This is a genomic window from Spongiimicrobium salis (genome assembly GCF_043678055.1).
GTDB classification, from domain to species: Bacteria; Bacteroidota; Bacteroidia; order Flavobacteriales; family Flavobacteriaceae; genus Spongiimicrobium; species Spongiimicrobium salis.
Genome location: NZ_JBHEQA010000002.1, coordinates 532,637 through 558,204 on the forward strand (window position 1 = coordinate 532,637; position 25,568 = coordinate 558,204).

At 38.1% G+C, this 25,568-nt stretch carries 21 protein-coding genes; 5 read left to right on the forward strand and 16 right to left on the reverse strand.

Features of this window, described 5'->3' with window-relative positions:
* Window positions 1–288: 288 nt before the first annotated feature.
* Window positions 289–966 (forward strand): CPBP family intramembrane glutamic endopeptidase, encoded by a 678-nt coding sequence (locus ACEXOE_RS11690; RefSeq protein ID WP_394748972.1) that lies wholly within the window; start codon window positions 289–291, stop codon window positions 964–966.
* A 75-nt stretch (window positions 967–1,041) separates the two neighbouring features.
* Here ACEXOE_RS11690 and ACEXOE_RS11695 read toward each other — a convergent pair whose 3' ends face one another.
* Window positions 1,042–2,739, reverse strand: a complete 1,698-nt coding sequence (locus ACEXOE_RS11695; RefSeq protein WP_394748974.1) for an alpha/beta fold hydrolase — start codon at window positions 2,737–2,739, stop codon at window positions 1,042–1,044.
* A 119-nt stretch (window positions 2,740–2,858) separates the two neighbouring features.
* A complete protein-coding gene (locus tag ACEXOE_RS11700) occupies window positions 2,859–4,001 on the reverse strand; it encodes a helix-turn-helix domain-containing protein (protein WP_394748975.1) in 1,143 nt (380 codons plus the stop codon).
* Window positions 4,002–4,189: 188 nt separating this feature from the next.
* Here ACEXOE_RS11700 and ACEXOE_RS11705 point away from each other — a divergent pair, with 188 nt between their 5' ends.
* Together ACEXOE_RS11705 and ACEXOE_RS11710 are read left to right on the forward strand one after the other, a co-directional pair.
* Complete coding sequence (locus ACEXOE_RS11705) at window positions 4,190–4,747, forward strand: YceI family protein (protein WP_394748977.1); 558 nt, start codon at window positions 4,190–4,192, stop codon at window positions 4,745–4,747.
* 97 nt (window positions 4,748–4,844) lie between these two features.
* The gene (locus ACEXOE_RS11710; protein WP_394748979.1) at window positions 4,845–5,417 is read left to right on the forward strand and encodes a hypothetical protein; all 573 of its coding nucleotides are present in this window, start codon (window positions 4,845–4,847) and stop codon (window positions 5,415–5,417) included.
* A 52-nt stretch (window positions 5,418–5,469) separates the two neighbouring features.
* Here ACEXOE_RS11710 and ACEXOE_RS11715 read toward each other — a convergent pair whose 3' ends face one another.
* The 8 genes from ACEXOE_RS11715 to ACEXOE_RS11750 all read right to left on the reverse strand — a co-directional run bounded on the left by ACEXOE_RS11715 (window position 5,470) and on the right by ACEXOE_RS11750 (window position 17,242).
* Window positions 5,470–5,910, reverse strand: a complete 441-nt coding sequence (locus tag ACEXOE_RS11715) for an SRPBCC family protein (protein WP_394748981.1) — start codon at window positions 5,908–5,910, stop codon at window positions 5,470–5,472.
* 10 nt (window positions 5,911–5,920) lie between these two features.
* Complete coding sequence (locus ACEXOE_RS11720) at window positions 5,921–7,756, reverse strand: erythromycin esterase family protein (RefSeq protein WP_394748983.1); 1,836 nt, start codon at window positions 7,754–7,756, stop codon at window positions 5,921–5,923.
* A gap of 67 nt (window positions 7,757–7,823) precedes the next feature.
* A complete protein-coding gene (locus ACEXOE_RS11725) occupies window positions 7,824–8,402 on the reverse strand; it encodes a GNAT family N-acetyltransferase (protein WP_394748984.1) in 579 nt (192 codons plus the stop codon).
* A 55-nt stretch (window positions 8,403–8,457) separates the two neighbouring features.
* Window positions 8,458–8,910 carry a hypothetical protein gene (locus ACEXOE_RS11730; protein WP_394748985.1) on the reverse strand — a complete coding sequence of 151 codons (453 nt, stop codon included), beginning with the start codon at window positions 8,908–8,910 and terminating at the stop codon, window positions 8,458–8,460.
* 77 nt (window positions 8,911–8,987) lie between these two features.
* On the reverse strand, window positions 8,988–9,806 hold the full coding sequence (locus tag ACEXOE_RS11735; protein WP_394748986.1) for a DUF6597 domain-containing transcriptional factor: 819 nt from the start codon (window positions 9,804–9,806) through the stop codon (window positions 8,988–8,990).
* A gap of 48 nt (window positions 9,807–9,854) precedes the next feature.
* Window positions 9,855–12,242 (reverse strand): ABC transporter permease, encoded by a 2,388-nt coding sequence (locus ACEXOE_RS11740; RefSeq protein WP_394748987.1) that lies wholly within the window; start codon window positions 12,240–12,242, stop codon window positions 9,855–9,857.
* Between the two features lie 466 nt (window positions 12,243–12,708).
* Window positions 12,709–16,344, reverse strand: coding sequence for a M1 family aminopeptidase (locus ACEXOE_RS11745; RefSeq protein WP_394748988.1), 3,636 nt, complete (start codon window positions 16,342–16,344; stop codon window positions 12,709–12,711).
* 13 nt (window positions 16,345–16,357) lie between these two features.
* Complete coding sequence (locus ACEXOE_RS11750) at window positions 16,358–17,242, reverse strand: ABC transporter ATP-binding protein (protein ID WP_394748989.1); 885 nt, start codon at window positions 17,240–17,242, stop codon at window positions 16,358–16,360.
* A 217-nt stretch (window positions 17,243–17,459) separates the two neighbouring features.
* Here ACEXOE_RS11750 and ACEXOE_RS11755 point away from each other — a divergent pair, with 217 nt between their 5' ends.
* On the forward strand, window positions 17,460–18,494 hold the full coding sequence (locus tag ACEXOE_RS11755; protein WP_394748990.1) for a sensor histidine kinase: 1,035 nt from the start codon (window positions 17,460–17,462) through the stop codon (window positions 18,492–18,494).
* Window positions 18,491–19,219, forward strand: a complete 729-nt coding sequence (locus ACEXOE_RS11760; protein WP_394748991.1) for a LytR/AlgR family response regulator transcription factor — start codon at window positions 18,491–18,493, stop codon at window positions 19,217–19,219. Before ACEXOE_RS11755 ends, ACEXOE_RS11760 begins: the two co-directional genes overlap by 4 nt.
* Window positions 19,220–19,222: 3 nt before the next feature.
* Here the strand turns inward: ACEXOE_RS11760 and ACEXOE_RS11765 are convergent, their stop codons facing one another.
* The 6 genes from ACEXOE_RS11765 to ACEXOE_RS11790 all read right to left on the reverse strand — a co-directional run bounded on the left by ACEXOE_RS11765 (window position 19,223) and on the right by ACEXOE_RS11790 (window position 25,529).
* On the reverse strand, window positions 19,223–20,101 hold the full coding sequence (locus tag ACEXOE_RS11765; protein WP_394748992.1) for a winged helix-turn-helix domain-containing protein: 879 nt from the start codon (window positions 20,099–20,101) through the stop codon (window positions 19,223–19,225).
* A gap of 108 nt (window positions 20,102–20,209) precedes the next feature.
* Complete coding sequence (locus ACEXOE_RS11770) at window positions 20,210–20,962, reverse strand: LytR/AlgR family response regulator transcription factor (RefSeq protein WP_394748993.1); 753 nt, start codon at window positions 20,960–20,962, stop codon at window positions 20,210–20,212.
* Window positions 20,963–20,965: 3 nt separating this feature from the next.
* The gene (locus ACEXOE_RS11775; protein WP_394748994.1) at window positions 20,966–22,030 is read right to left on the reverse strand and encodes a sensor histidine kinase; all 1,065 of its coding nucleotides are present in this window, start codon (window positions 22,028–22,030) and stop codon (window positions 20,966–20,968) included.
* 9 nt (window positions 22,031–22,039) lie between these two features.
* Window positions 22,040–22,840, reverse strand: a complete 801-nt coding sequence (locus ACEXOE_RS11780) for a hypothetical protein (RefSeq protein ID WP_394748995.1) — start codon at window positions 22,838–22,840, stop codon at window positions 22,040–22,042.
* A complete protein-coding gene (locus ACEXOE_RS11785) occupies window positions 22,837–23,259 on the reverse strand; it encodes an ABA4-like family protein (protein ID WP_394748996.1) in 423 nt (140 codons plus the stop codon). Before ACEXOE_RS11785 ends, ACEXOE_RS11780 begins: the two co-directional genes overlap by 4 nt.
* A gap of 224 nt (window positions 23,260–23,483) precedes the next feature.
* Window positions 23,484–25,529: an LruC domain-containing protein gene (locus tag ACEXOE_RS11790; protein ID WP_394748998.1), complete on the reverse strand. Its 2,046-nt coding sequence runs from the start codon at window positions 25,527–25,529 to the stop codon at window positions 23,484–23,486.
* Window positions 25,530–25,568 lie beyond the last annotated feature (39 nt).

Below are 25,568 nucleotides of genomic sequence, written 5' to 3' on the forward strand. Positions count from 1 at the left end.
CGAGAAATAAAAAGTTAATCGCCGGGCGGAACATGACCATAGGTGGAAGGTCGCATGCCATAGATATACCTCTATTTACAAGGGGAATCCTAAAAACATTGCTATCCTAAGAATTGGGACAAACCCACCTGGCATAGGGATGTATTCCAAGGGAAATACTATAAAATCACTTTAGAAAGTGTTGTTTGTCATCTATACGCTGGACTTTTAGGTTCATCACAAAAGTTTAGGAAGATGGCCCTATGCTTCTACTTTAGCCAAAAATCAACAACCCTTAAACAATTAAAAATGAAAAGTAAAGTATATAGTGTATTGACCAAGAAGTATGTCGCCGTTTTGACCATGCTACTAACTCCCCTACTTGGTTTTATAGATAGGAATCTCGTTTTCTTTGCAGGACTGAGTGTTGCTCTTTTGATCTTATGGGCGAGTAATTTTCGGTGGTCCCATTTTGGGTTTGGAAAAAAAATCAACCTCAAAGCAATCCTGCGAAATTTCAGCATTGCCTTTCTCCTTGTGTTGGTATTTTACACCATAGAAGCATTTTTAGAGGTTTATTTTGGCAAAATTGATATTTCTTCCTTGGAGGATATCCGAGGGAACCTTGTAGGCTATATCGTTACCATGATTGTTGTATGGATATTTGCCGCCTTTGGGGAAGAATTCTTGTTTCGTGGGTATTATATGAAACAACTGGTAGCCCTATTTGGAGGCACTAAAAAAGCCTGGTGGCTTTCGGCAATCATTATTTCCATTTACTTTGGTATATCCCATATGTATCAGGGGCCGGCAGGTATTATTGGCATCGCTTTATGGCATTTTTGTGTATCCATGATATTTTATAAAGACCGAGGAAACCTGATAGCTACGATATTAATACATGGCTTTTATGATACTATTGGATTGACTTTGCTCTACTTTAGCCAGGAACGTATGATCTATGATTGGGTGGTAGGATTGTTATAAAAATAGTTTTAATGCCACTTTAGTAGGATAAAAACATAGAAGATCAACTTGATCTTCTATGTTTTTATACGTCCTTTATTTCTCTTTTAACTCCTGCAATATTCTTTGGGCATTTGGATTATCAGGACGCATGGCCAGGGTTTTTTCATAATTTTTTATGGCCAATTCTTTATTTTCCATTTTTAAGTAGGCTTCTCCAAGGCTATCATAAACATTGGCGGAATCTGGAAACCAATGCACGTTCAACTGGAAAACAATTAAGGCTTTATGGAGTTCGTTGCGCCCCATAAAATGATACCCTAGATTGTTAATGGCATTCTCATCGATACCCATATAGTTTTTCTTTTGAAGTTCCCATTGGCTAAGAATGGGCGTTATACTCTTTGCCCCCTTTTCCAATTCTTGCAAGATAAATCCACTACCAGCTTTCTTTAAGGGTCTCCCTGAAGCTAGGGAATGGTATAATTGGGTCATAAACGATCGGGTGAACATACTATGGTGATCTCCAAAGGTTTCTATGGTCTTCACGCCTTTAGACCTGAGGAAAAGAAGTTCTTCCTGAGATACACGCCCGTTAGCTTCATCAAATCTGGCATGCACAAAAGTAATATTGCTTAAATCTTTATGTCGCAGCAATTTAGTAAAGCGTTTGGCACTGTGGGTTTTGACCAACATGGTTAAATTATCTACCACCGCATTGAGCTTGTTCGCTTTGATAAAAGTTTCGGATAAATTCCTGAAAAATGGTTTTAATACAGGTTCAACACCATCTTTCCAACGTATATAACTACCGCTTTTTAGCCCCTCATAACTGCGCATGTCTTCATCGAAATCTTTTCCCATGATTACAATTTTATCGGCATTTGAAGGATACTTAAGAAGATATTCCATCACAATAGAGCCTCCGTAGGAATGCCCAATGAGATGAACAGTTTTGCCCCGATTTTTGAGATAGCTGAGTGTACGATGCAATATTTCCGCACTCTGTTGATTTTCAAAATCGCTTTGTGCCTCTGTTAAATTGGGTAGGGAAACCACGAGCTCCGGATTCAACATTGCTGCTTGTAAAGGGTAAATTTTTAACAGATTATCTGAATTTGGAAATAAATGCAGCGCATCATTGTCATGGATATTGAGCTCTAGGTCCGGACCTCCCTGTACATATACAAAAGCAACGGGATTGTTGAATTCCCCCATATGTTTAAAAAGACGAAGGGTGTCCTTGGGGATTACCGTGGGTCTATAATCATTGGAGTTTGCTTTAAAGGCTATTTGGAATAGGTTGTTTCTCGGATTTAATCGCGCCGCTTCTTTATAGTATTTTACCGCAAGAATTTCTTGGCCTAGACTTAAGTAATAATCCCCAAAGGTTCTATGGGCTCGCTCTGAATCTGAATGGACTTTCATATTTAGCTCTAGAAATAGCTTTGCTTTTTTCGGCAAGTTGTGTGTCCAAAGGTATTCCGCAATATTGCAGAGGTAGCGCTCTTGAAATGCATTTTTGGTATTGGGAAATTCTTTTAAATTTAATCGTAATAATTCCAGGCCTTCATCATATTTTCCTTGTTCTACAAATGCATAGGCCAATTCCTCCACTTCTTTCATTTGAAATAGAGGGTTTCCTGTTTTTTTCTGGTTTTCATACCATTTAAGGGCCTTCCCCATCCCCTCCTTTACTATTCTGGTTTTGAAAGTAGCTATGCCGTTTTTGGGTTCTTGTGCCAAGCACAGCTGAACGCATAAGCACGCAATGAGGATAATATTGAATTTCATAATGACTGATTTTAAATTTCTCAAATGTGATCATTATGCTATTCTTAGGCGACCGAATAATGTATTCGAACGCTTTTTTGCAAAAAAACTATTCGAACCCAACCGATAATTTATTCAGGCTATTGATGGCGCCTCCTATATTCTGAAGGGGTTTGCCCGGTGATGTTCTTAAAACTGGTATTAAAGGAAGATTTACTATTATACCCTACCTGATATAAAATTTCAAGAATGGTGAGCTGCCGATGTGCAGGAGATTTTAATAAGATCTTTGCTTTTTCAATTCTGTAATGGGCGATAAACTCATAGAAGTTTTGTTGAAGGTCATGATTGATGAGAATGGATAAGTCCGTAACTTTTATGTTCAAAGTGCTGGCGATATCTTTAATCGTAATTTCTGGATCTAAGTAAGGCGCTTCTTCTTCCATATAAGACTTTAAAGCAGCGATTTTTATATGGTTTTCATTTTTAGTGTCAAGGGCAACAGTTTTATGCGTGTTTGAGATTAACTGTAGGCTAGAATCGATTCCCGAAAACAGATTCGGGGCATATAAGGCCTTAAGCACGAGCCAACAGTTGAAAAGAAGCATGGCAATAACTACGACGAGGCGTAATTCATTCACGTAATTGTACTCATCCCAAAAAACAAATTTGTATATATTTTTATAAGAGGCCAATACAAAAATCAATACAACAATGAGATTCATATGATACAACCATTGGTAATTATAGCGTACGGCATAGTTCTCCAATAAGAGGGCTTTGTACTTTTTCAACAGCACAAATACTGCAATAATGTAGGCTATGCGCTGTACTGCTGCCATCCAATAAATAAGATTGATTTCAAGGGCGTTCGTGGCCATTATTTCCTGACCCATCATCGCAGGGATATATAGTCGGGGTAGAAGTAGAATGGTACTCAAGAGAAACGGGACAATATGCCACACATATTTTCGCTTCCATGTAAAATCGGAATATACTACGGACAATACAAAAAAATAGAGCAAAGGAGGTTGAAAAAAAGTGCCGATATCATGTCGTAAAGACTCCAAAATAATGGGGAGATCTATATAGTAACCGTAGAACAATGCCGTTGCATCTATTCCGCGGACCAACATGAAAAGTCCCAAGAGGGTATTTCCCAATCGGTTTTTAGAGTTTTTGGTAAATAAAAATAGGGCAAATAGAAAACAGACAAACACCAAAATCACGGTGGCCATGTGCAGCAGAAATTCGGTACTGTTTAGTTTTAGTGCGGTTTCCATATAAATATTGCCCAGTTTGGAGCGTATAATACAACGAATATGGCAATTTTTTATAAAATAGGATACCTCATATGGAATTCATCTATGAAGAAGGGGGGCTAAATTTTACAATTGTTGACACTTCTTTTGCATTTTTTTGACATAAGCCTTTGGAGGCCTCCTTAGTTTAGCCAAAAAAACAAAGCAACATGCAAAAAATAATCAGTATTCTACTTTTCTGCAGCACTTTGACCATGAGTGCCCAACAGGATAAAACGTACACATTGAACACAGAAAAAAGTAAGCTTCATTGGAAAGGGACCTATAGTTTTCTTTTTAATGATCATAGTGGTTTTGTACAATTTAAAGCAGGACAATTGCGAACATTTAATGGGCATATCAGTGGAGGTTCCTTTGTCATTGATATGCATTCTATTACCGATGAGGAATACCGATCGGACAGAGGCCCTATTGAACATTTAAAAGATGGTGATTTCTTTGACGTATCAAAATTCCCAGAGGCTTCATTGGTGATTACTGCAGTAAAGTACAATGAAGAATATAAGGAACATGAAATAGAAGCAATGCTCACCATAAAAAAGATAGCCAAACCAATAGCATTCAGGGCAAAGGTAGATGGACCGAAAAAACGGTTTAACGCCCGTTTTAAAATAGACCGTACACGTTGGGGCATTGTTTACAATAGCAAATTAAAGAATGAGGCTATTTCTGATGCCATTGAATTTGAGGCGACCCTTTTCTTTTGACGCTTTTATGGATGTCGCCTATTCATATCATACAAGAAAATGAACAATTAAAAATCAGGTCATTATACATTATTTAATCATTAAATTTTATTGAAACATGAAAAAATCTATGCTAATTATCGGGTTGCTATTGGGATTAGGCTGTAACCCCAATACCCAAAAGCAAGAGCGCGTCATGGCCAGCGTACTTCCTCAGCAAGCGGAAGATCTGTTGCAGGAAGCCATTGAAGAAAGAATAGGGACACCTATAGAGAAACCCTATGAAATAAAATTGAAAATGATTCCGGAGAAAAAAGACACCTATATACTGCAAGTGCGTATGTTATTGAAAGATGGCGCTTATTATGTGTCTCCCAACTCTAGAAGAGATTTTAAAGGGACTTTTGGGATTCATATGAATGATAAGCAGAAATTGAAACCGATTGATGCGCTTATTGAGACGCCAATATCTGTAGAGGAATTTGACACCCACCCTTTTGTTAATGGTTATGTGAACTGGGTTCGGGAAAATACCACTTATACCCAGCGTTTACAGCGTACTACTAATGCCAATTTTAAAATCTCGGGTCTGATTCGGTTTACTATAGAACCCAATTGCACGTTAGAACAGATTCCATTTATCATATCTTATGATCAAGGTGAAATGAAAATAGAAATAGACCAATGTTAAGGATACACAACATTTTGTTCTGATAACCTTTCACACGTTGAAAAACATAAGTTTATGCCCGTTCTTGAAATGGAATAATTTCTCCTTTTTCAAGATAGTTTTTCAGTCCATTTAAGAGCAGGGCCCAACAAAATGAGGATTGTCGGAATTCGGCATTACATTTTTTCCAGTTAGTGTGTTTAAATTTTAATTGGATGCCTTCTCGAGCTTCTTCAATGTCAAAACCAAAGCTTGTGGCATTCCAATCTGCATCGGATTTCGTCATTTTTATGTAAAACCGGGTATTGATTTCACATTCAACTACTTCACCATACCAATCATAATCTGAAGTAAAATTGAAATTATACTCATGACCTATAGCAGGAGTTCCTGAAGAGGACAAAGGCCAACAGTTATTTAGGTGTTCTGGCTCCGTTATAGCCTGGAACACCTTCTCCTTTGGAGCCTTAATGAATAGGTCATGATAAATTGAAAAATCTTGATGCTCTTCCATGATTGTTCGTTTAATGTGGTTTTTTGGCACTTGAGGTTTTATCGATAAAAAATAAACCATCAAATTGATATGGTACGACTAACCTGCCCCAATACCCATAATCTATATTGACGTGATTTGCAAAACGCAAAGGAAGGGGTTTGTTCAACCAATCAATCGTTCTAGGTAAAGCTAAGAATAAATTGTTGGAATTGGTCTTTAACGACACTTGATGCAATGCCTCTTCTAAAGATCCGACTGGACTCGGAAAAAGCGGGGCGTTTACTAGGGTTTTATAGTCATATGTCTTGAATGCAAGAAAATGCCCATTATACGTGGCTAATCCAAAGCTCTTATAATTTGAGCCATATTTTTTGGATAAAAAGGCTCCCATAGAGATACCATTATTGAAATTTGTAAAAATACCCTTGTGCTCTCCCCTACTAACATGACTGTCATGTGCCCAAAGAATTACTTTGGCTTTTGGATATACATTTTCTAAGTACCATGACATATTTATAGCCATAGCTTCATCTCTATACAAATCACCCCCATTATGCAATACTTCCTTAAAATATTGTTGTACAATATTGGCATATTGGACCCCATAGGCTATTTTTCGCTTTTCCTTATCTGTTTTGGCTAAACCTAACCAAGTTTCTTTTTTGGAACAAATAGCAGCATATATTTCCTCTGATTTCTTGATCCAATCTAGTTTTACCAAAGAATCTGTCTCTAAAAAAGGGTATTGCCCTTTTTTCTTAAGTGCTTTTAAGACAGAAGCATACCTACGATATATCCTAACATCTTGTTGTTGTATAAATTGCAATACACTATCTATGGGTTTTGTGACTTCTTGAATATCCAATCCCACAAAATAGACCATATCGTTGGGATGTTCTATGTTATAGTCACGAATCCATTGAATCATCTTATAGACTTCTACCCGGTTCCATGTGCCAAATAGCCCACGTGTAGCTTGGGCCATTGTTCCTATCCCTTGAGTAAGGTAGGCATTGATCTCCTCTCCCACAATAAAGTGGTCTTCTAAGGCAAATACCCTAAATCCTAATACCGTTACTGCATATTGCAATAATTTGTGTTTTAAGGAAAAGAACTCGCTGGTGCCATGTGTAGATTCGCCCAAGGCCACAATTTTACTCGAACCAATTGCTTTTTTAAAAAATGTCAGGTCCTCTACTTGAAGTCTTTTTTCATTTGAACTGGGCAAGGGAGAATCAAAAGAATGTACATTTTTGAATAGCCACTCTATATTATTATTGGAAAAAGCTGCTGCCGACATTACTTGGGAAACTCTTTGCCCATCAATTAACAACTCAAAGTTGTCAAACCATGCTTCTCCCAATCCTATTTGGCGGATTTTTAAGCTAAGTTTTGTGGTTGATTTAGGAAGTTTAAGATGAAGTCCAATTTTCTTCCAATCAAACGTTCCGGAAAACTCCTTGCTAGTGAGGTTTTTAATTTCAAATGTTCCAGTAATTTCATCGTAAAGCACATAGTTTAAGGATATGTATACGGACTTCTTCAGCCGCTTTCCTTTTACATTGCCCAAAATGCGAATATCCCTGCCTTTCAATTCAAAAGGTTCTAGGTTATACTCAAAAGATTGATGATAATTGGGAGATTCGTTTAGACTATAGCTGGAGTGTAAACTATAGGTTCCTTTTGTAACGGTAGTACTATCCAAGGCAAAGGAATGCCCCCAATCAGGAGAATACCAACCCCATGGACGTTTTGTCCCTTCAACACTTTGTTTTTCAAAATCGAGGTTTAGTGGCAATTGTGCATACATTCCAATGGGAAGCAGAAGTAGAAAAAAGCATTTTTTTAGTTTAGGGAAATGCATTAAAGTGGTATTAAATTAGCAAGCGTTTGTCTTATTTAGAGGGTCAGGCAAATTGTTTATGGAACTTTTATTTGTGGACGATATAGGTGATATAGTGTTCCTTTTTCGGAACATCTATTGTTGTAGTATTTGTAGTATTTTTTTTTGCGCCAATTTTTTCTGCGGCTTTTTGGGAGCGTATATTATCGTTTGCGATATAAAAAACAATACGATCTACATATTGAAAGGCGTATTGGAACATTAAACTTTTTATAGCTTTATTATAAATGCCTCCCCAATACTGTCTTGCCAAAAAAGTCCAGCCTATTTCCCATATATTCCTGAAACCTGACACTGTACGAAATTGCGAACTGCCAATAATATGACCACCTCTCTTATCCAATACAACCAAGGCTCCCTCTGATTGCATGGCATCCTTAAAGAAAATTTCAAACTCCTTGGACAGATAGCGCTTACTATGATGTTGTTCCCATATTTCCGGGTCCTTGGCAATTGCATATAAAGACTCAAAATCCTCTTCTCTTAAGGGCCTGAGATACACGAGTTCATTTTCTAAAAAGGGTTGTAGGTTCACGAGGACTAAAAGTACATCGAAATTGGGATTAATAGGATTGGTTTTTACACAAAACTTGTCCCATAATTGCATTATTGGACATGGTACGGCATCAATTGGATGTAATCAGAATATCCCTGATATGTCGTTATTGTTTGATCAAGTAATAAGAAAACCCTTGGTTTTCCGGACCAAGTACGTTTACCAAAATTTTGGTGGCATCAATCTTTTTATATTGGATTTTTTTGGGAAAGTCGTGCTTTAAGTTTTCAAAGGAAATAAGGTCGGTTAGTTCTGTGTTTAGAGTAAATGGAATAGCCTTACCTTGATTTTGATTGGGAACCAAAGCCTCATAAATTAGCATGTTTTTGGCCTTCTTGATGGATAAGGTCTCCAAGATTCTTTTTTCGTTGGCCACTTCTTTATAGGAGTGGCCTTTTAAATGAGAATCTTTCTGTTCCCAAACTTCAAAGGTGTTCTTGTTTTCAATTTTCCAGGTTCCAATCAAAAAACTTACTTTTTCCAACTTGGTTTGGGCAGAACATAGGTTACAAAGCAATAGTAAAAATAAGAGTGGCAGAATAAGGTTTATTTTTTTCATGTATATCATAGTTGGATTGGTGATATCACAAAACTATGGGAACCGACTGTTTAAATATTGTAAAAAACCGACAGCTTTTATGCTAAGGGATCAGTTCTCAAGAACAGATTGGCCATATTTACGGCGTCAAAACCATATTTTGAAGGTTCTTCCCCTGTAAATTCCTTGAAGTTCTTAATAAAATGGGACTGGTCATAAAAACCCGATAAAAAGGAAATTTCTGTCCATTCAAAATTTTCCTCCTGGATCAGGTTAAAAATACCTGAAAATCGAATGATTCTGCTAAAAAGTTTAGGGGATAATCCAATATAGGCCTTAAAGTAGCGCTCTAAACTACGTTCGCTTATGGCTGTATCTTGCAGAATTTCCTGAAGGCGCAATTGTCCTTTGGTCTCAATGATTTGTTGTACTACATGATGATATTGTTGGTATCGGGTAGCTTTGCCCATATTAAAATTCAAAAAAAGAAGCTTTAATGCGGCGATTTTGGCTTCAAAATCCTCCGTGGAAATTGCAATGTTCTTTATTTGTTCTAATGTAGGAAACAAATCATTAGGTATTGGGATTACCCTATTGGTCATGGAAGCCATATCTATATGGAAGATTTCCTTTAAGGCCCAAGGTTGGAATTTAATCCCTATCATTCCGGTTTTTCCTGTATTTTCCAAAAAGAAATGGTCGGTAATCTGCCCTGCTATCAAATAGGGTTGTTGTACAAACCATTTGCCCGAAATATTAGCTTTATAGGGATGCCCATAGTGAAATATCATTTCGGGATAGCCATCCGGGATAATTTTTTCGCGACGGATATTGTAATCTCCTTCACTATCGATACACCAAAAAGATTTAATAATGGACTGCAATGCTGGTCCTGCGGCTTGTTGACGATAAATCAAAATTAAGACGATTTATTGCAAATATAGAAACCAGCGTTCATTACTGTTTTATTCCGTCCGTAAACTTTTTGCGGGATTTACCCTAGCCGATCGTACGGTTTGTATGCTGACCGTAATATAGGCGATCAATACCAAAGCTAGGGACACCATAAAATATACAAACCAACCAATCTCTACTTGATAGGCAAAATTTTGCAACCATTGTTTCATGATCCACCAACCCGCGGGCACGGCAATACATGATGCGATACCCACCATAATTAAAAAATCTTTACCGATCAATTTGGTAATTGCATTTATTTCGGCTCCCAAAACTCTTCTTATACCTATTTCCTTACGGCGTTGGCGTGTAACAAAAGCAGTGAGTGCGAGCAAACCGATCAATGAAATTACAATGGCAATAATGCCGAAAAAAGTGATGACTTTTTGTAGCCTTAGGTAAGACGCTAACAGCAATTCAAAATCGCCATCCAGAAACGAATAGCGTATTGGGGTGCCGGGAGCGGTTTCTTCCCAGACTTCCTCTAGAGCTGCAATGGAAGAAGGAATGTCATCCGTATTGATTTTGACCAATATTGCTCCACCCGACTGATACCTGCAGGCTTCATTGCCTATGGTAAAGACCGTAGGACGTATAAGGGTTTCTGCCCCCATCACATTAAAATTGTTCACAACCCCTATAATTTCCATAGGTTTATCACAACCTTCATAATAGATGGTTTTGCCCACAGGGCTTTCCGGGGAAATACGCCTTGCGGCGGCCTCATTGATGATGGCAGTAGTAGTGTTTTGATCCGTAATAGCGTTGGTGAATTCCCTACCTTCCAATAATTTGATTTGAAGGGCTTTAAAATAATCAGTGCTTATTTTTACAGAAGCAAATCGTTGTTTGCTTCCTTCTACCAAGAAGCCTGTAGTTGTAGAATCAATGAATTTGTCCCCAGGTACCTGAGTAGATTTGGCCACATGCGTTATTCCTGCAATAGCCTCTAAGTTGTTTTTGAGCTGATCAAAACCTTGTTCGCGAACGGCCTGAGGTGCCTCTAAGCGTATGAGATGCTCTTTGTTAAAACCTAGGTCGCGTTCTTGCATAAAATGGAGTTGTTTGCTGATCACAACAATAGTAATAAGGAAAAAACCAGTGACCATAAATTGAACAACGATCAATGCATTTCTAAAAGACATTCCGTTTTTTCCTTTTGCCGCAGCCCCTTTTAAAACTTGTACTACGCTAAACTTGGACAGAAAAAAAGCAGGATACAGCCCGGACAATAGAATAATGACCAATAGACAAATGAGAAGTTGCCCAAACATCCTTAGCGTATACGATTGTCCCCAAAGATCGAGTGCTAATCCAAAAGTAGTATTGATAAGTGGCAGACATAGTTGGATGACCAGAATGGCCAACCCAAAACTTAGGAGGCATTGTAAGGTAGTTTCCACCATAAATTGCAGGATGAGATTACTCTTTTTTGAACCGAGCACTTTACGAACACCAACCTCTTTGGTACGTCCCATAGCTTGTACCACAGAAAGGTTACTAAAATTAATGCTGCCGGCGATCAAGAGCAAAAGGGCAAGGATAAACAATCCTTGAATGGTTCTTATATTGCTGGCACCATATTTTGGATAATTGTGCAATTGGGGTACGGCATCCGTATAAAATTTCTCTTCCGTTTCTGAGGTAAGATATGCCGGGTAGCTAAGACCACTTTGAACCAGACGGGCATCGAAGTACAATCGATTGATATCAATTTCAAGTTGATCTTGGGCAATTGAGGATTGGGTTTTAATATAGGTCTCAAAGGAATAATTGCTCCAAGAATTGTTCTGCGCTTGGTAAGGGTCACGCATGAGCACTTGGATATCGAGATGTGTGGGAGTCTCAGGGCGCTCAAAAACCCCTGCAACGATGCCTGTGTAGGCATTATAGAATTTAATGGATTCCCCGACCGGATTGATAGACCCAAATAGTTTTTGCGCCAATTCTATACTGATCACCACGGCATTGGGATCGTTCAGCACTTTTTCTTCCGCTCCCTGTAAGAGTGTATACGGAAAGACCTTTAAAAAAAGTGAATCCACAGTGGTCACTCCCTTCTGAAAAATGGTTTTGCCATTGGCATCTATTTGCGTTTCATAGTCCCCTGAAGATTGTATGGAGGTGGCCGCTTCTACCTCCGGATAATTTTCTGCTAAAAATTGCGCTAAAGGAGCTTGGGTGGCTTGGCTAATATCGTTTCCTTTCTTGATGGAAAGTTTATAGACTTGATTCAGGCTTTCATCCCAACGATCATAACTTAATTCATAGTTTAAAAATAGTAAAACCACCATAACACTGGACAAGCCTGCGGAGAGCCCCAGGATATTAATGGCACTGAATGCTTTACTTTTTAGAATATTCCGCCAGCCGATTTTGATATAATTTTTAAACATGATCTATTTGAATTAAGGCACACAAGGGTATGGGATAAAATAGAAATACGCAAATAACATAGTTTCTTGGCCTAAAACTATGCCAAAACCATAAAGTACTGTAAAATAGATGTTTAGTGTAATTTTAAGGCAAGTTCCTGTAAAAATAATGGACACTTAATGTCCATTATTTTAACGATGGTATATATTTCCTCGAGGGTAAAATAACTATATTATACTTTCAAGCCTAGTATAAAAAGATGTTTCAACATAATACATCAAAAACCCTCAATCAAAAAACAAATACTTCCATGAGTCCATTGCGAATACATCAGCTTTCAAAAACCTTTGCCAATGAGGTTAGAGCTTTGGATTGATTTTTTTGTGAAGGATACCGCTGTATTATGGAGATATCATTATAGTTTCCATAATACTAGCGCTATTACAGGGTATAGCTCACCTTAGTGGAATTAATTGCTTTGGAATTTTAAAGCGCCACGTTCTTAGGGACAATAGCTTTACTGTTATCATCAATGATCTGTTCGATCAGCAGACGTTTGGGGTCAATAGAAGCTTTCATGGGAAGTGTGGGAAGCTGAAAACGAAACTGCATTTGTTCTTCTGTCAGGAGTACTTTTTCAACCCATAATAATTCTTTCTCTTCCTCATCTTTAAACAATCCTATTTCTACCCAGTCGTGTTGTGCTACTTCTTTTTCCACTCCTGCCTCATCTACATTGAACTTGTGTGCTTCTACATCCACAATGATTTCATACGTTTCCCCCTCTTTTTTTTCATAGGTCGCCTTGGTCACTTGATAATCATATAAGGTTACTTTTTTGAACCAATCATGGAACATGGATTTTAATTCTTCAGGCACCTGAGGTTCCAAATAGGCCAAAAAGTCCATGGTGGTAGGATATGGTGGGGGCGCATAAGCATAGGCATCCAAGAAGTCTCTTAAAGCAGCATTTACCTTATTTTCTCCGATATATTCTTGTAATGCATACAATACCAAACTCCCTTTTCCATAATGTATATAGGGTTGATTTCGAACCTTATATAAGGGTTTTTCTACTTCACTTTCTGCACCACGTCCTCTTAAGTAACGCTCAAAATCATAGGCCAAATGCCTTTTCATTTTCAGGGGATCTTTCAATTTATGTTTCATCACCATTAAGGAAGAATACTCGGCCAGACTTTCAGATAATAAAGTGGCTCCTTCCACATTGGCGCCAATGACCTGATGTGCCCAATATTGATGTGCTATTTCATGAGCCACCACCGCATTGATGATATTGTAATTCTCTGAATTTGAGAGGTTGGTAATAAAACCGGCTTCTTCAGAATAGGGCATGGTACCAGGGAAGGCCTGGGCAAAAGGATAATATCGGGGAATCTCTACAATTCTGGCTTGTTTGTGATAATAAGGGCCAAAATGTTCGATATAGTAAGCAAGGGCGTTTTCCACAGCATCCAGCATAATAGCTACATTATAAGCATGGGCCTCATCATAGTACACTTCAATATCGATGCCATTCCAATTTTTATGGGCAATTTCATAATCAGCAGACATAAAATTGGTAAAATTCAGCGAACTATGGTTGGTTTGATATTTAAAATAAGATCGATCTCCTTCGGTCCATTTTTTTTCCAAGCTACCCGGTGCGATGGCTATTTGATTTTTAGCAGTTGTTATCAAAGTGGAAATATTGACCCAATGGGATAGATTTCTTGAAACATAATTTTCCATTTTAGCATTTTTATCCTTCAATGAACGTATGCCAACGGCAGGAGGTAGATTTCGTTTTTTTCTTTCCTCAGGATCAGAAATTTCATTGAATACTTCATAACCAAAGGCCGGCAGAATATCGGAACTATCAAAAAAAGTTCCATTGCGTACCACGCGTATATTGGATATCGTATTTTCAAAACCCGCTGCTTTGTAGTCGGCCTCTAGCTCTATTTGCATACTTTCCCCGGGAGCCAAGGCCTTGTTTAACTTAAAAATTTGATATCCCAATTCCGTATCATGATACACCGAACTTGCTTTGGGAACCTTAATTTTTTTTAGCCATGGTGATTTTTTTAAATCCATGGTATTGCCATTAAACCCAATAAAATGGAACAAGGAATAATGTAGGGAATCAATGCTGACATTTTCTAGGTTTTGTAGGGTCAGTTGGGCCTTTATACTCACGTTTCGTTGATCGGGGTAGATGGATACATCATAGTCTATAGCGGTTATTTTGGGTTGCGGGAGCTGCTCAAATTTCTTGTATTTTTTTTCATAGGACAACTGCATGGCTTGAAGCTCGGCTTTGCTATGATAGGTATTTAAAACGTGGGTGTTATAGTAAATAAAGCTTGCCGTAAGAAGAAATAAGAGAAAGACTATTGAAAATCCATACAGATAATCTTTGTTCAAATGTTTTTTGGCCATTTTCCAACGATCTTGAATACCTTTAATATTCCCTCGGATCCAAAATAAGCTTGCAAGGATAATAAACAAAACTCCAAAAAGCATCCAATAGAGGTTGAACCAATTCTTCGCTACTAGGGCACTGCCAAAACCATTCATGTCCGAATAGGTATATGTTGGTGTAAAGCCAAGGAATACCAGATACGATTTAATGTCCAACACATCAACGATAAGGAATTCAAAAAGGAATAATAACAAACCGGAAATAAAATATGCCAGGTATTTATGATTCATAAAAATCTGGATTCCGATAAGAATACAGGACCAAATGATATAAAACGGTAGTCCCGAAAAGATAAAATCCAATAGGTATACATCAAGTTGAGGCGTAACATCCCCTTGCACCAATTGAAACCCAACGGCAACCAAGAGCAGAAAAAAATCAAAGAGTACATTAATGCCGATCAATGCTGTGATTTTAGCCATCAACATGATTAAAGATAGATGCGGAGTGCCATCAATAACCCCGTTTATATGATGTGCACGTTCTTTCCAAATGACTTCTCCACTGAAGAAAAGGAGCATCACCATTCCCAATACCGTACTTATAGGCCTACTAAAATCCATTATTTTATAGGTAAGGAAATGGGATTTTAAGCCATGATATTCCAAACCATTTAGAAGTCTGTTGAGCAACATTAAAACTCCAAGTATGACGACTATTTTAAAGGTGTTGCTTTTAAGTAAATCATAAAAATTGATTTTTAAAAGGCTTATAAATTGTGCCCATACTCCTTTAAAATTATAGCTGGTTTCTACCTTAGGACATCTAAAAGAGGATGAAATGGAAGGAGTTGTCGTATTTTTTTCGGGTTTAATTGATTTTTGCTTCCGCGCTTTGAAAGAAAATGAAAAATAGGACGCGGTCAGAAGGAGAAGACCAATGCTTCCCCAAAGAAGCCTGTTCCAGAATACCAAACCGGTGTAGCCAAGGATAGTATTGTTTTTATCAAAACTTGTAAAATATTTTGCGTCAAGGGTATAGGCATTGATTCCTAAAATATCGATCAGACCTCCTAAGGCTTCTGTATTTAAATCTCGTACAAAGACATTGGAAACCAGATATGCAGTTAAGATAAATACACTGGCTAAGAATGAAATGATGGTGTTTTTCCAAATGGAGGCAATGGCGAAAACAATAGTTCCGGAAATAAAGATGTTCGGAAGAATAAATAGAAAAAAATTGTTCATGAAGGCCTGTGCATATAGTGGTCCCATTCTATCCGCTGCGATCAACCCACTGGAGACCCCCATATGCGTCCCCATGCCAAAACCAACAAATATGCCCAACATAGGGATGATCGAAAGTATCATTGCTCCTGCGAAACGACCGAAAAAATAATGGGCTTTATGAATGGGCGTACTGAACAAGATAGCACTAAAATTATGTTGGTAATCCTGTAACGCTGCATAATTAAAATATGCGGTGACAACGAGAAGTGCAAAAAGGGATAATTGACTGGTGTAAAAAGTTAGGATATGGGGGGCATTTTTTAAGGTATTCCCCACAGCGCCCCCAAAGCCGATATCTTCATTGACCAAACCCACAAATGTGATAAGGGTGAATAAGATGAAAAATATATAGAGCATGGGACGTTTCAGGCCCGAGACTACTTCTCTGATAAAAAATGTTCTAAACATGAGTTTTTAGGTATTAAGCGGATAATGATGAAGTGTTGATCTTAGAGAAAAAAACGTCCTCTAAGGTTGGGGATACAGCTTCAAAATCGGCCCCTGGTTTTGTGTTGCTCCGTACATGAATCAAGGGCTTCCCTCCTATCATTTTATTGGAAATCACATCGTATTCGTGTTGATACGCCTCCAATTCGCTCCTAGAAATCAGTTTTTGCCAAACTTGATGCTCCAATGTAGCGATCACCTCTTCTGGACTTCCTTTACATATAATTTGTCCATAGTTCATTATAGCCATATTAGGGCATAGTTCTTTTACATCTTCTACAATATGCGTAGACAGTATGACAATGACATTTTCGGCAATGTCGGCCAAAAGGTTATGAAATCTGTTGCGTTCCCCTGGATCAAGACCCGCTGTAGGTTCATCTACAATAATAAGTTCTGGATTCCCCATGATTGCCTGCGCTATGCCGATACGCTGTTTCATTCCTCCGGAAAAACCTTTCACCGCTTTATGGCGTTTTTCATAGAGATTTACGCGGTCCAATAAAAAGTTAACCAACTCATGACGTTTTTTAGCAGGTGTGATTCCCTTTAATATGGCCATATGGTTCAACAGTTGTTTCGCCGTTATTTTTGGATATACCCCAAATTCTTGTGGAAGATAACCCAGTTTTTTTCGCAGTTCCCTTGGGTTTTTCAACACATCTATTTCTCCTAAGCTTATGCTTCCGCTATCTGCCTCCTGTAAAGTGGCCAATGTTCGCATTAAAGAAGATTTTCCCGCGCCATTGGGGCCTAAAAGCCCAAACATACCACTGTTTATTTCTAGGGATATATTGCGCAGTGCCCGTACACCATTCCCATAGGTTTTGTTGAGTTCGTGAATTTTGAGTTGCATCATAGGTACTTGGTTTAGAATGAAGTCCAAAAGAACAAGGCAGAAGGAGGAAACCGAATTTTATTTAACCAACGCCTTATTTTTAACAGTAGAAAAGCTTGTTTCCAACACAAACATGGTTTATGGGTGAAAATGGGGTTTTGATCTACAGATTTGTAGTGTTCATCAATTAGACTGGAATAGCGCTGTTTGTTTTGATATTTTTGTGGGGATGCAAACTATGGAACCAACGAATTATACAAAAAAACTACTTCAACATCTCTTTGTGCTGTTGGCGCTTTGCTTTATTATGGCCACCCTCTTTGCAATTCCCAGATGGGGAGCTATGAATTTTGAATTATTTGTCATGGATTTTCTTCAAGTAGCCCTAGGCATATTTCTATTCTTAGGTCCGGCAATTTACGTCAATGTTTATGTATTGATCCCCAAATACCTAGTTCCCAAAAACTATTTGAAATATGCTTTCTTTTTAACAAGTCTTATACTCTGTTGGGGAGCCTTTATTGGGGTGGTTGAACCTTGGACGGATGAACACTGGTTTCATGAATCCCAGGAATCCAAAACTACGGTACTATCAGGAATTATGGTGATGGCATTTATCCTATTGATTAGCACGCTTTTAAATCTTTCTTATCGTTGGTTCATACAACTCTCAAGAATAAAGCAAATTGAAAACGATAGGCTTCAATTGGAGCTGTCTTCTTTAAAAAGTCAGATCAGTCCTCATTTTTTCTTTAATACCCTGAACAATTTATACGCGCTGTCCCTTGAAAAATCAGATAAGACTTCCGAGGTCATTCTAAAGCTTTCAGAAATGATGCGTTATACTATCTACGATTGTAAGGAACCCCGTGTGCCCATAAAAAGTGAAGTCACTTATATCGAAAATTTCATTGCGTTACAGAAGGTACGTCACCACCAACGAGGACAGATTAACTTTGAAAAGGAAATTGAAAGCCCAAATACCCAAATTGCACCGATGATTCTAATTATTTTTGTAGAAAACGCTTTTAAACACGGTTTTGATTTGCTCAAGAAAGAGGCATTTTTAGATATTGACCTTAAAGTTAGCGGCAAGCGCTTAAAATTTCAAATTAGAAATAATTTTAAGATAGATCATGAGCTGAATACTCCTGGAATAGGTTTAGAGAATGTAAAAAGAAGATTATCATTGTTATACCCAACAACCCATATATTGAAGATAAGTTCAAAAAAGAACCTTTTTATTGTTGATTTAGAACTCCAGTTACGATGAAATGTATTATTGTAGATGATGAGCCTTTGGCCCATATTGTAATCAATACCTATGCCGATAAACTTTCTTTTTTACATATTGAGAAAGAGTGTTATTCGGCATCCGAAGCGATCAACTATTTGCATGAACATGAAGTTGATCTTATTTTCTTGGATATCAATATGCCGGAATTGCAGGGATTGGATTTTCTTCGAACCTTAGAAAATCCGCCTTTCGTCATTATTACCACAGCTTACCAAGAATACGCCATTGAGGGATATGAACTCAATGTCATGGATTACCTTTTAAAACCCTTTAGTTATGGGCGCTTCCTTAAAGCGGTGCAAAAAGTAGCTGATCAAAAAAAACTATTGGAAACATCGGTAAAAGAAATACTTGGGAATGAAGTTGCTGAAAATTCGACATCACCACAACATCAAGTTTCCAGCATTTTTATAAAAGGCGATAAAAAAATACATCAGATCCAATTGGATGATATCCTGTATTTGGAGAGCCTAGGAAGCTATGTGAAAGTCCATACGGAACGTGAAACCATTACTACTTTAGATCGTTTGATGAATTTGGAAAATAAATTGCCGTCTAAGTGGTTTTTGCGTATCCATAAATCCTACATTATCGCCCTTAAACATGTTCGGAGCATTCAAGGAAATCGACTTCAAATTGGTGAGGTAGTTATTCCAATCGGAAATGTCTACAAACGAAATCTTTATGATGCCATGAAATAGATTTTAATTTTGCCCCAAAACCACCAATTTATACCCTACGCCATGTACATTGACCAATTTAATGGCTTTGTCCTCTTGTAATTTTTTTCGAAGTTTGGAAATATAGGTGTCCAAACTCCTTCCAACAATTACGCCATTGTCTTCCCAGACTTTTTTAGTCAATTCATCTCTTTTGATAACTGTATTTGGATGGGCTACAAAAATTGCGAGTAATTCGCACTCTTTCCGCGAAAGATTGATCTCTACCGCTTCCCGTACCAATTTGTTTTGTTCTGGATAAAACTGAAAACGTCCAATGGATGTATACCTTTCCCTCTCATGTTTTAATTCCTTACTTTTTTTCCTTTGGTATAGCATTAGTCCTATAAGACCTAATATTGATATGCCCAAAAGGAGGTATAAGGCAATAGGATTATTTGAGGAGGCTGGTGTATGCTGTGTGAATACTACATGTATGCGATAACAATACATAGGTAACAAACGATTGGCACAAGGAATTATGGTATGTTCTATGGAAGCGTTCATTTCATAGCTATACGCCACTTCATTATCCACACATTGCAATACTTCAATACGGTAATATTCCGGAAGATTGGCTTTTTGAAAACTTTGTCTTACGATATTTACCAAGCTATCGGGTAAAATGGAGAGGTCCCGATGAAATGAAAGCTCGTATTTGTTGTCTTCCAAGAACGTTATTGGGGGAATCAGGGAGGTAGAATCCTTATTGCCGAGTAAAAGCTTATTTCCTACATCACGCAATGCTACTTTTACCCTTCCGGGAAATTCACTATCCCTTTCCCGTGAATCGGCACAACCCCATGCTACACCAATACATAGGATAAGGCTCCCTATGATATACCAATTTATTCTATGCATCATGCCTACAAATAACTGGCAATTTCATGACAATTTATAGCTGTTGACATTTCTTTTACACTTTTTTGACACTTTATGGACGTGTTTGTACACGGGAAAGTTCATTAAACTTTATCGATTCATCCAAGCTTTAAAGGCATTCGTTTTTTGTCGACTTACAATGAACTCCTGGTCTCGGGCGTTGCTAAGGGTCAGGATCAGCCTATGGTTGAAATAAGGATGTATTTTTTCTATGGCCTTTTTGGTCACTAACTGCCCTCTGTTAATTCGATAAAACTGATTGGAATCAACCGAATCAAAAAATTGATCAAGAGTCTCATCAATAATGTATCGTTTATTGGGGGTAACACCAAAAGTGATGCTCTCTTGGGAATAACAGTACAGAAGGTCTGAAATTTTAATCTGTACATACCCATTCCCATCTTTTACCAACAAACCTTCCCGTTTAACCGTTCCTTGCATGCTATGTAGAAGTTGACTTAGGACTTCAGGGGCTATAATGGTGTTCTGATTGGATTTTTCAAATTTTAGCAATGCCCGGTCCAAATCTTCCTCTTGAATGGGTTTTAATAAATAGTCAACACTGTTCACCTGAAATGCCTGTATGGCATATTGATCAAATGCTGTGGTAAAAATAATGGGAGCATTGACTTCTATTTTTTGAAAGATTTCAAAGCTGAGACCATCGGCTAACTGGATATCCATGAATATTAGATTTGGTCCGGTATTATGGGTAAACCAATGCAATGCTTCTTCCACGGTGTCAATAATGCCTAGCAACTCATACGTAAACCCTCTTGCGCTTAACAGGCGTTGTAATTGATTTGCCGCCCTGGATTCGTCTTCAATGATCAGTATACGCATATTCTAGTGTTTTTTGTCTGTAGTCTTTAACAAGGGAATGGAAACCTTAAATTCTTTTCCATCATTTTCGACCTTTATAGGGGTAGAAGAAATTAAGGCATATCTTTTTTCTATATTTCGCAACCCTAATTTGGTAGAGGGCAGCTGTGTAGATTTTAATTGAATTTTATTGCCTACCTCAAGATAACCGTTCATAGCCTTTACCTCGATGATAAGGGGTTTGGCTTTTGAAATGACATTGTGCTTTATGGCGTTTTCCAGCAACAGCTGAAGACTCATAGGCGCCACCATCTGATGTAATACAGTATCCGGAATGGCCCATTGCAATTTTAAGTTACTTCCAAATCGTTCTGATTGGATATGAATATAGGCTTTAGCGAATCGCAATTCATGACTGAGAGGTGTCAAATTCACGTTGCCAGCTTCTAAGATAAAACGATATACATCAGAGAGTTTGTCTACAAATTTTTTGGCATCTTCCTTAGGGTTTTGATCAATAATATCCCTTAAAGTATTTAAGCTATTGAATAAAAAATGGGGTTGTGCCTGATTTCTAAGCGTGTCCAATTGCGCCTGTACAATCATCTGCTTTGCCTGTTCTTCTTCCCGAATGGAATTCTTAAGCCGTACATAATTGTACATAGCTTCATAAATAGCGATCACCATGGTGCTAATGAGGATAATGGGCAAAAGAATCCTTACACGCCTTAAAGGGTGATAATATTCTTCTCCTAGGATTTGGGATACCACAATATTGCCCAAGCCATCCACAAGGGTTACTGTAAGTACTATCGCCAGGAAAACCAAAGTCACCCTTTTCCCGATATCTTTAATTTCAGGAAATTTCTTTCTCAGGAAAATCAAATTAAACCGCATGATAAACCAATTGAAGGCAGAGAAAAACAACGAAATACTCCAATGCCATATGGCGACTCCAAAAGGATATCGATAAAAGGAATTTGTAAAAAGATAATCGGTAACAAAACTTAAAATAATAATACCAAAAACAAGGAACCAGGTGTCATCAAATCCAATATATGTAATTCGCTTTTCCTTATTTACGATCATAATTTACAATTATAGCCCTATCAATGGCATCCCTTGTTTTGCCTGATAGAAGGTGAAGCCTATCCAACTGGCATAGAACAAACCGAAAATGACTACGGCGATAAGCTGGTTTTTAGTTGAAATCTTTGCTCTGTAAGCAAGCCATAGTGCGAATAACGGAATTATTTGTATGCCATGCAATCCAAAGAAATGGGCAATCCTAAGATCTCCGGCAATGGTACTCCAATTCACTAGGGGCAGTCCGGCTCCCCCATCGGCTACTCCAACGTTATGGGCCATCTGACTGATCATTTGACCTCCTACCCAACTTCCGAAAAGAACGACCACCCATCCCATAAATAATGCCCATTGTACTGCTTTTGGAACTTCGATTTTTAAACGGAGGCTATCAATGATGAACAAAATCATGATGAGCACGTTGATAGCAATGAGCAGTCCCATCATTGAAAAGAGCATGGCATCGAATGCGTTGGAGATGTTGTAATGGGATTGAACACCCCTTGCTCCCTGATAAACAATAATGCCGATTTCCACTAGTAATGTCCAGGAAGTGAGGTTATTGATGATATTTCGCTTTCTTTTGGAATAGGGATATATGGAGGTGAGGTATCCTACAGTGAGAATATAAATGCCTCCAGAAATAGAGAATTTCAAGGGCTTGATCCACACATTGACCCCCATTAAGGTTCTGTCGTCTATCAACAAGCCTAGGAGACAGAATATTACCGAGAGAAAATGAATGATTACGATCCAATATAACTTTGGACTTTTTTCTTTTACGGTGCGGAATATATTTTTCAGAAATATCATGCTTTTTGTTGTTTAAGGGTACGTAGTATCATGAAAAGTAGAAATCCTATAGGACCAAACATGAAAGTCGCAAAAAGACAGGGAGCCATTAACAATTGATGTATTCCCAAATGTTTATTTTGATCTAACATCCACATTCCAAGCAAAAGATCAAAAGCTAGATAATGAACCCATCCGGCTAAAACAGCATTCTCTTCCGTAAACAATGCCATTACGGAGCTGAGGCTGCCAAAATCCATCCATCCGCCTATTTGTATGGCCTGAAAAATATAGAAGGCATAGCAGAGGGACAATAATAATGGAATAATTTTGTAGGTGATTAAAAAGCGGGTTACTTTCCATTTTGGCAAGAGAATCATAAGAACCCACATAGGTATGGCCGTCATATTGGCCATTGAAAAAACTTCTGTTGGTGTCATTGTTATTGGTTTTAAAAAATATTGGTTGATAGTAATGACACAAAAATGATCATGTTTGCCCTCTTACGGAACTGTTTTATGTTCAATCATCGTTAATGGAGGTTGAATTGTACTGAATCAACCGATCGTATTATGACGGCTTCATGGAAGTTTGATTCTAAGAGGTATACAAAAAACAAAAAGGCCTTAAAATTAAGACCTTTCTGCCGGGGGTAGGTTTGGCACTATTGTACCTTTAAATCCGATTCGTTTCGGTAACCATTACTATCTTTATACCAATCGCTGAAGTTTACACCTCCAGAAGTCACCCATTCATTAAAATGGTTATATGCCCTATTTACCGGGACTCGTTCTTTGGGCACCCTGAAATTATGAATGATGTTTATGGCCCATGGCAATCCTATGTCCGTAGCAAAATTCCCATCTTCGTCCCTGTTTACCCCTTCTACTGTAGTATCATTGATACCCAGGGTGGTTCTTGGACTGTTGGGTAAATGTATTTCCCTTGTTCTGTCCATATCAATGATCAAGAAGGGATTGAACGGGGCATTCCCTAATTGTGCCGTGGGAATTGGCGTGTTAAAGGTTACTGACACCGTATGTGGCACATTTAATTGTCGTTCATGGTTGTCAAAGAGGATGACCACCGCATTATCCTGGCCTTCTTCCACCCCATTTGAAGCCACGTTTATATAATTCTCCGTGATGGAGGTTCCGGTAACTGCCGTTACTTCTCCCGGAGCAATATTCTCAAATTCAAGACCAAATCCGTTGACAAAATTAGCACCGTCAGAGGTCACTTCATAATGAATGTCTAATTGTACCGCTTCATTTTGAGCATTTAGTACAGCTACAAATCTATAATTCACCGCGGTATCGTTAAAATCGTAATCTCCTAAATATGGCCATAAGTCTTCAAAAGCAACAGTTCCCCATCCATATTTACTGGGTGTAAATTGCTCAAAAGCTTTTTCAGCATCGTCTGGGAATTCATCATCACTATCCATAATACCATCTCCATCGGAATCTTGATCCACCATATTTTCATCAAAAATGCGATAGGTTGTTAAATCATTTATGGTTCTTCCAAAGTCAATTCCACTATTGGAATTCGGTCCATAGCGATATTCCCATCCACCGGTTTGTGTATCCATAACAATAAGATTGGAACTAGAACCATTGTTGGCCAACCAAAGTTCATTATTGGAGTCAAAGGTCATGGAAGTTGGACTAAAGGGCAGCCCTTCCCCACTGATTCTTGTAGATTGATACACATTATTGTTATCCAAATCTAAGCGATACAAGCCGGAAAAAGTACATAAAAAGAGGACGCCATCTTCAGCAAAGGCCAAATCTCCTCCCGCGGTACTGTCTAACCCTTCTATATCCCAGGTAGATAAAGTGTTGGCATTATTAGGATCGATGGTATAGACTTTTGCTCCAGTAGAGAAGTATAAAAGTCCGTCATCTGAACTATAGTCCAAACGGGGTCCACCTCTGCCTACATTACCCATACTTGTCCAAGTATTATTGGCAATATCATAGCGATTCAGGGGATACGGATTGCCTTTTCCAATAGAATAGAGATATCCATTTTCCTGATCAATGGCACAAGTGAAACTCCCGTTGGGCATATCGGATAAATAGGTTAAGGTTCCATCCAAGGGATCCACCTGGAATAGTTCGGCGGAACCGTTGACACAGAATAAGAAATCGTCTACTCCTGCTTTGCCTGTTTTAGAAGCCTTACTAGCAACCGTATGGATGTAATTGGCCTTGTTATTGGCAATATCTATAATTTGGGAAGAAAATTTCCCTCCCTCTTTTCTTCGTATATACAATTGCGAATAATACGATGGCACAGTCAAAGAATGTTTGATTTCACCGTTATAGGGAATACCAGAGAATACAATATGATTTAGAATATCACTACTGTATTCGAGAGTAGTATCTTCTTGACCCTCGTCATTAATAATGTCAATTTCTGATCCTATTTCAGCTGCACCACTATAGGCATAGACATCATAGCGTGCATTGGGCGTATTGTCAGTAATTGTAATTTCAACGATTTCCGAAGTTTCAAATTCAAAACCTTGTGGAATTTGTAGGTTCAGTATTTCCAATTCGGGAACAGGTACTTCCTCTTCTTCAGAAATGGGAGTATTGTCATCTGGCGTTGCAGAAGCATCGAAGTTGTCTTTAACACATGAAATGAGTACCATTGCACATATACAGGCGGTGAGGTACTTTAATGTAACTTGTTTTAGCATAGCATAAATAATTTATAGGCTCAAAGAAAATCTCTTTAC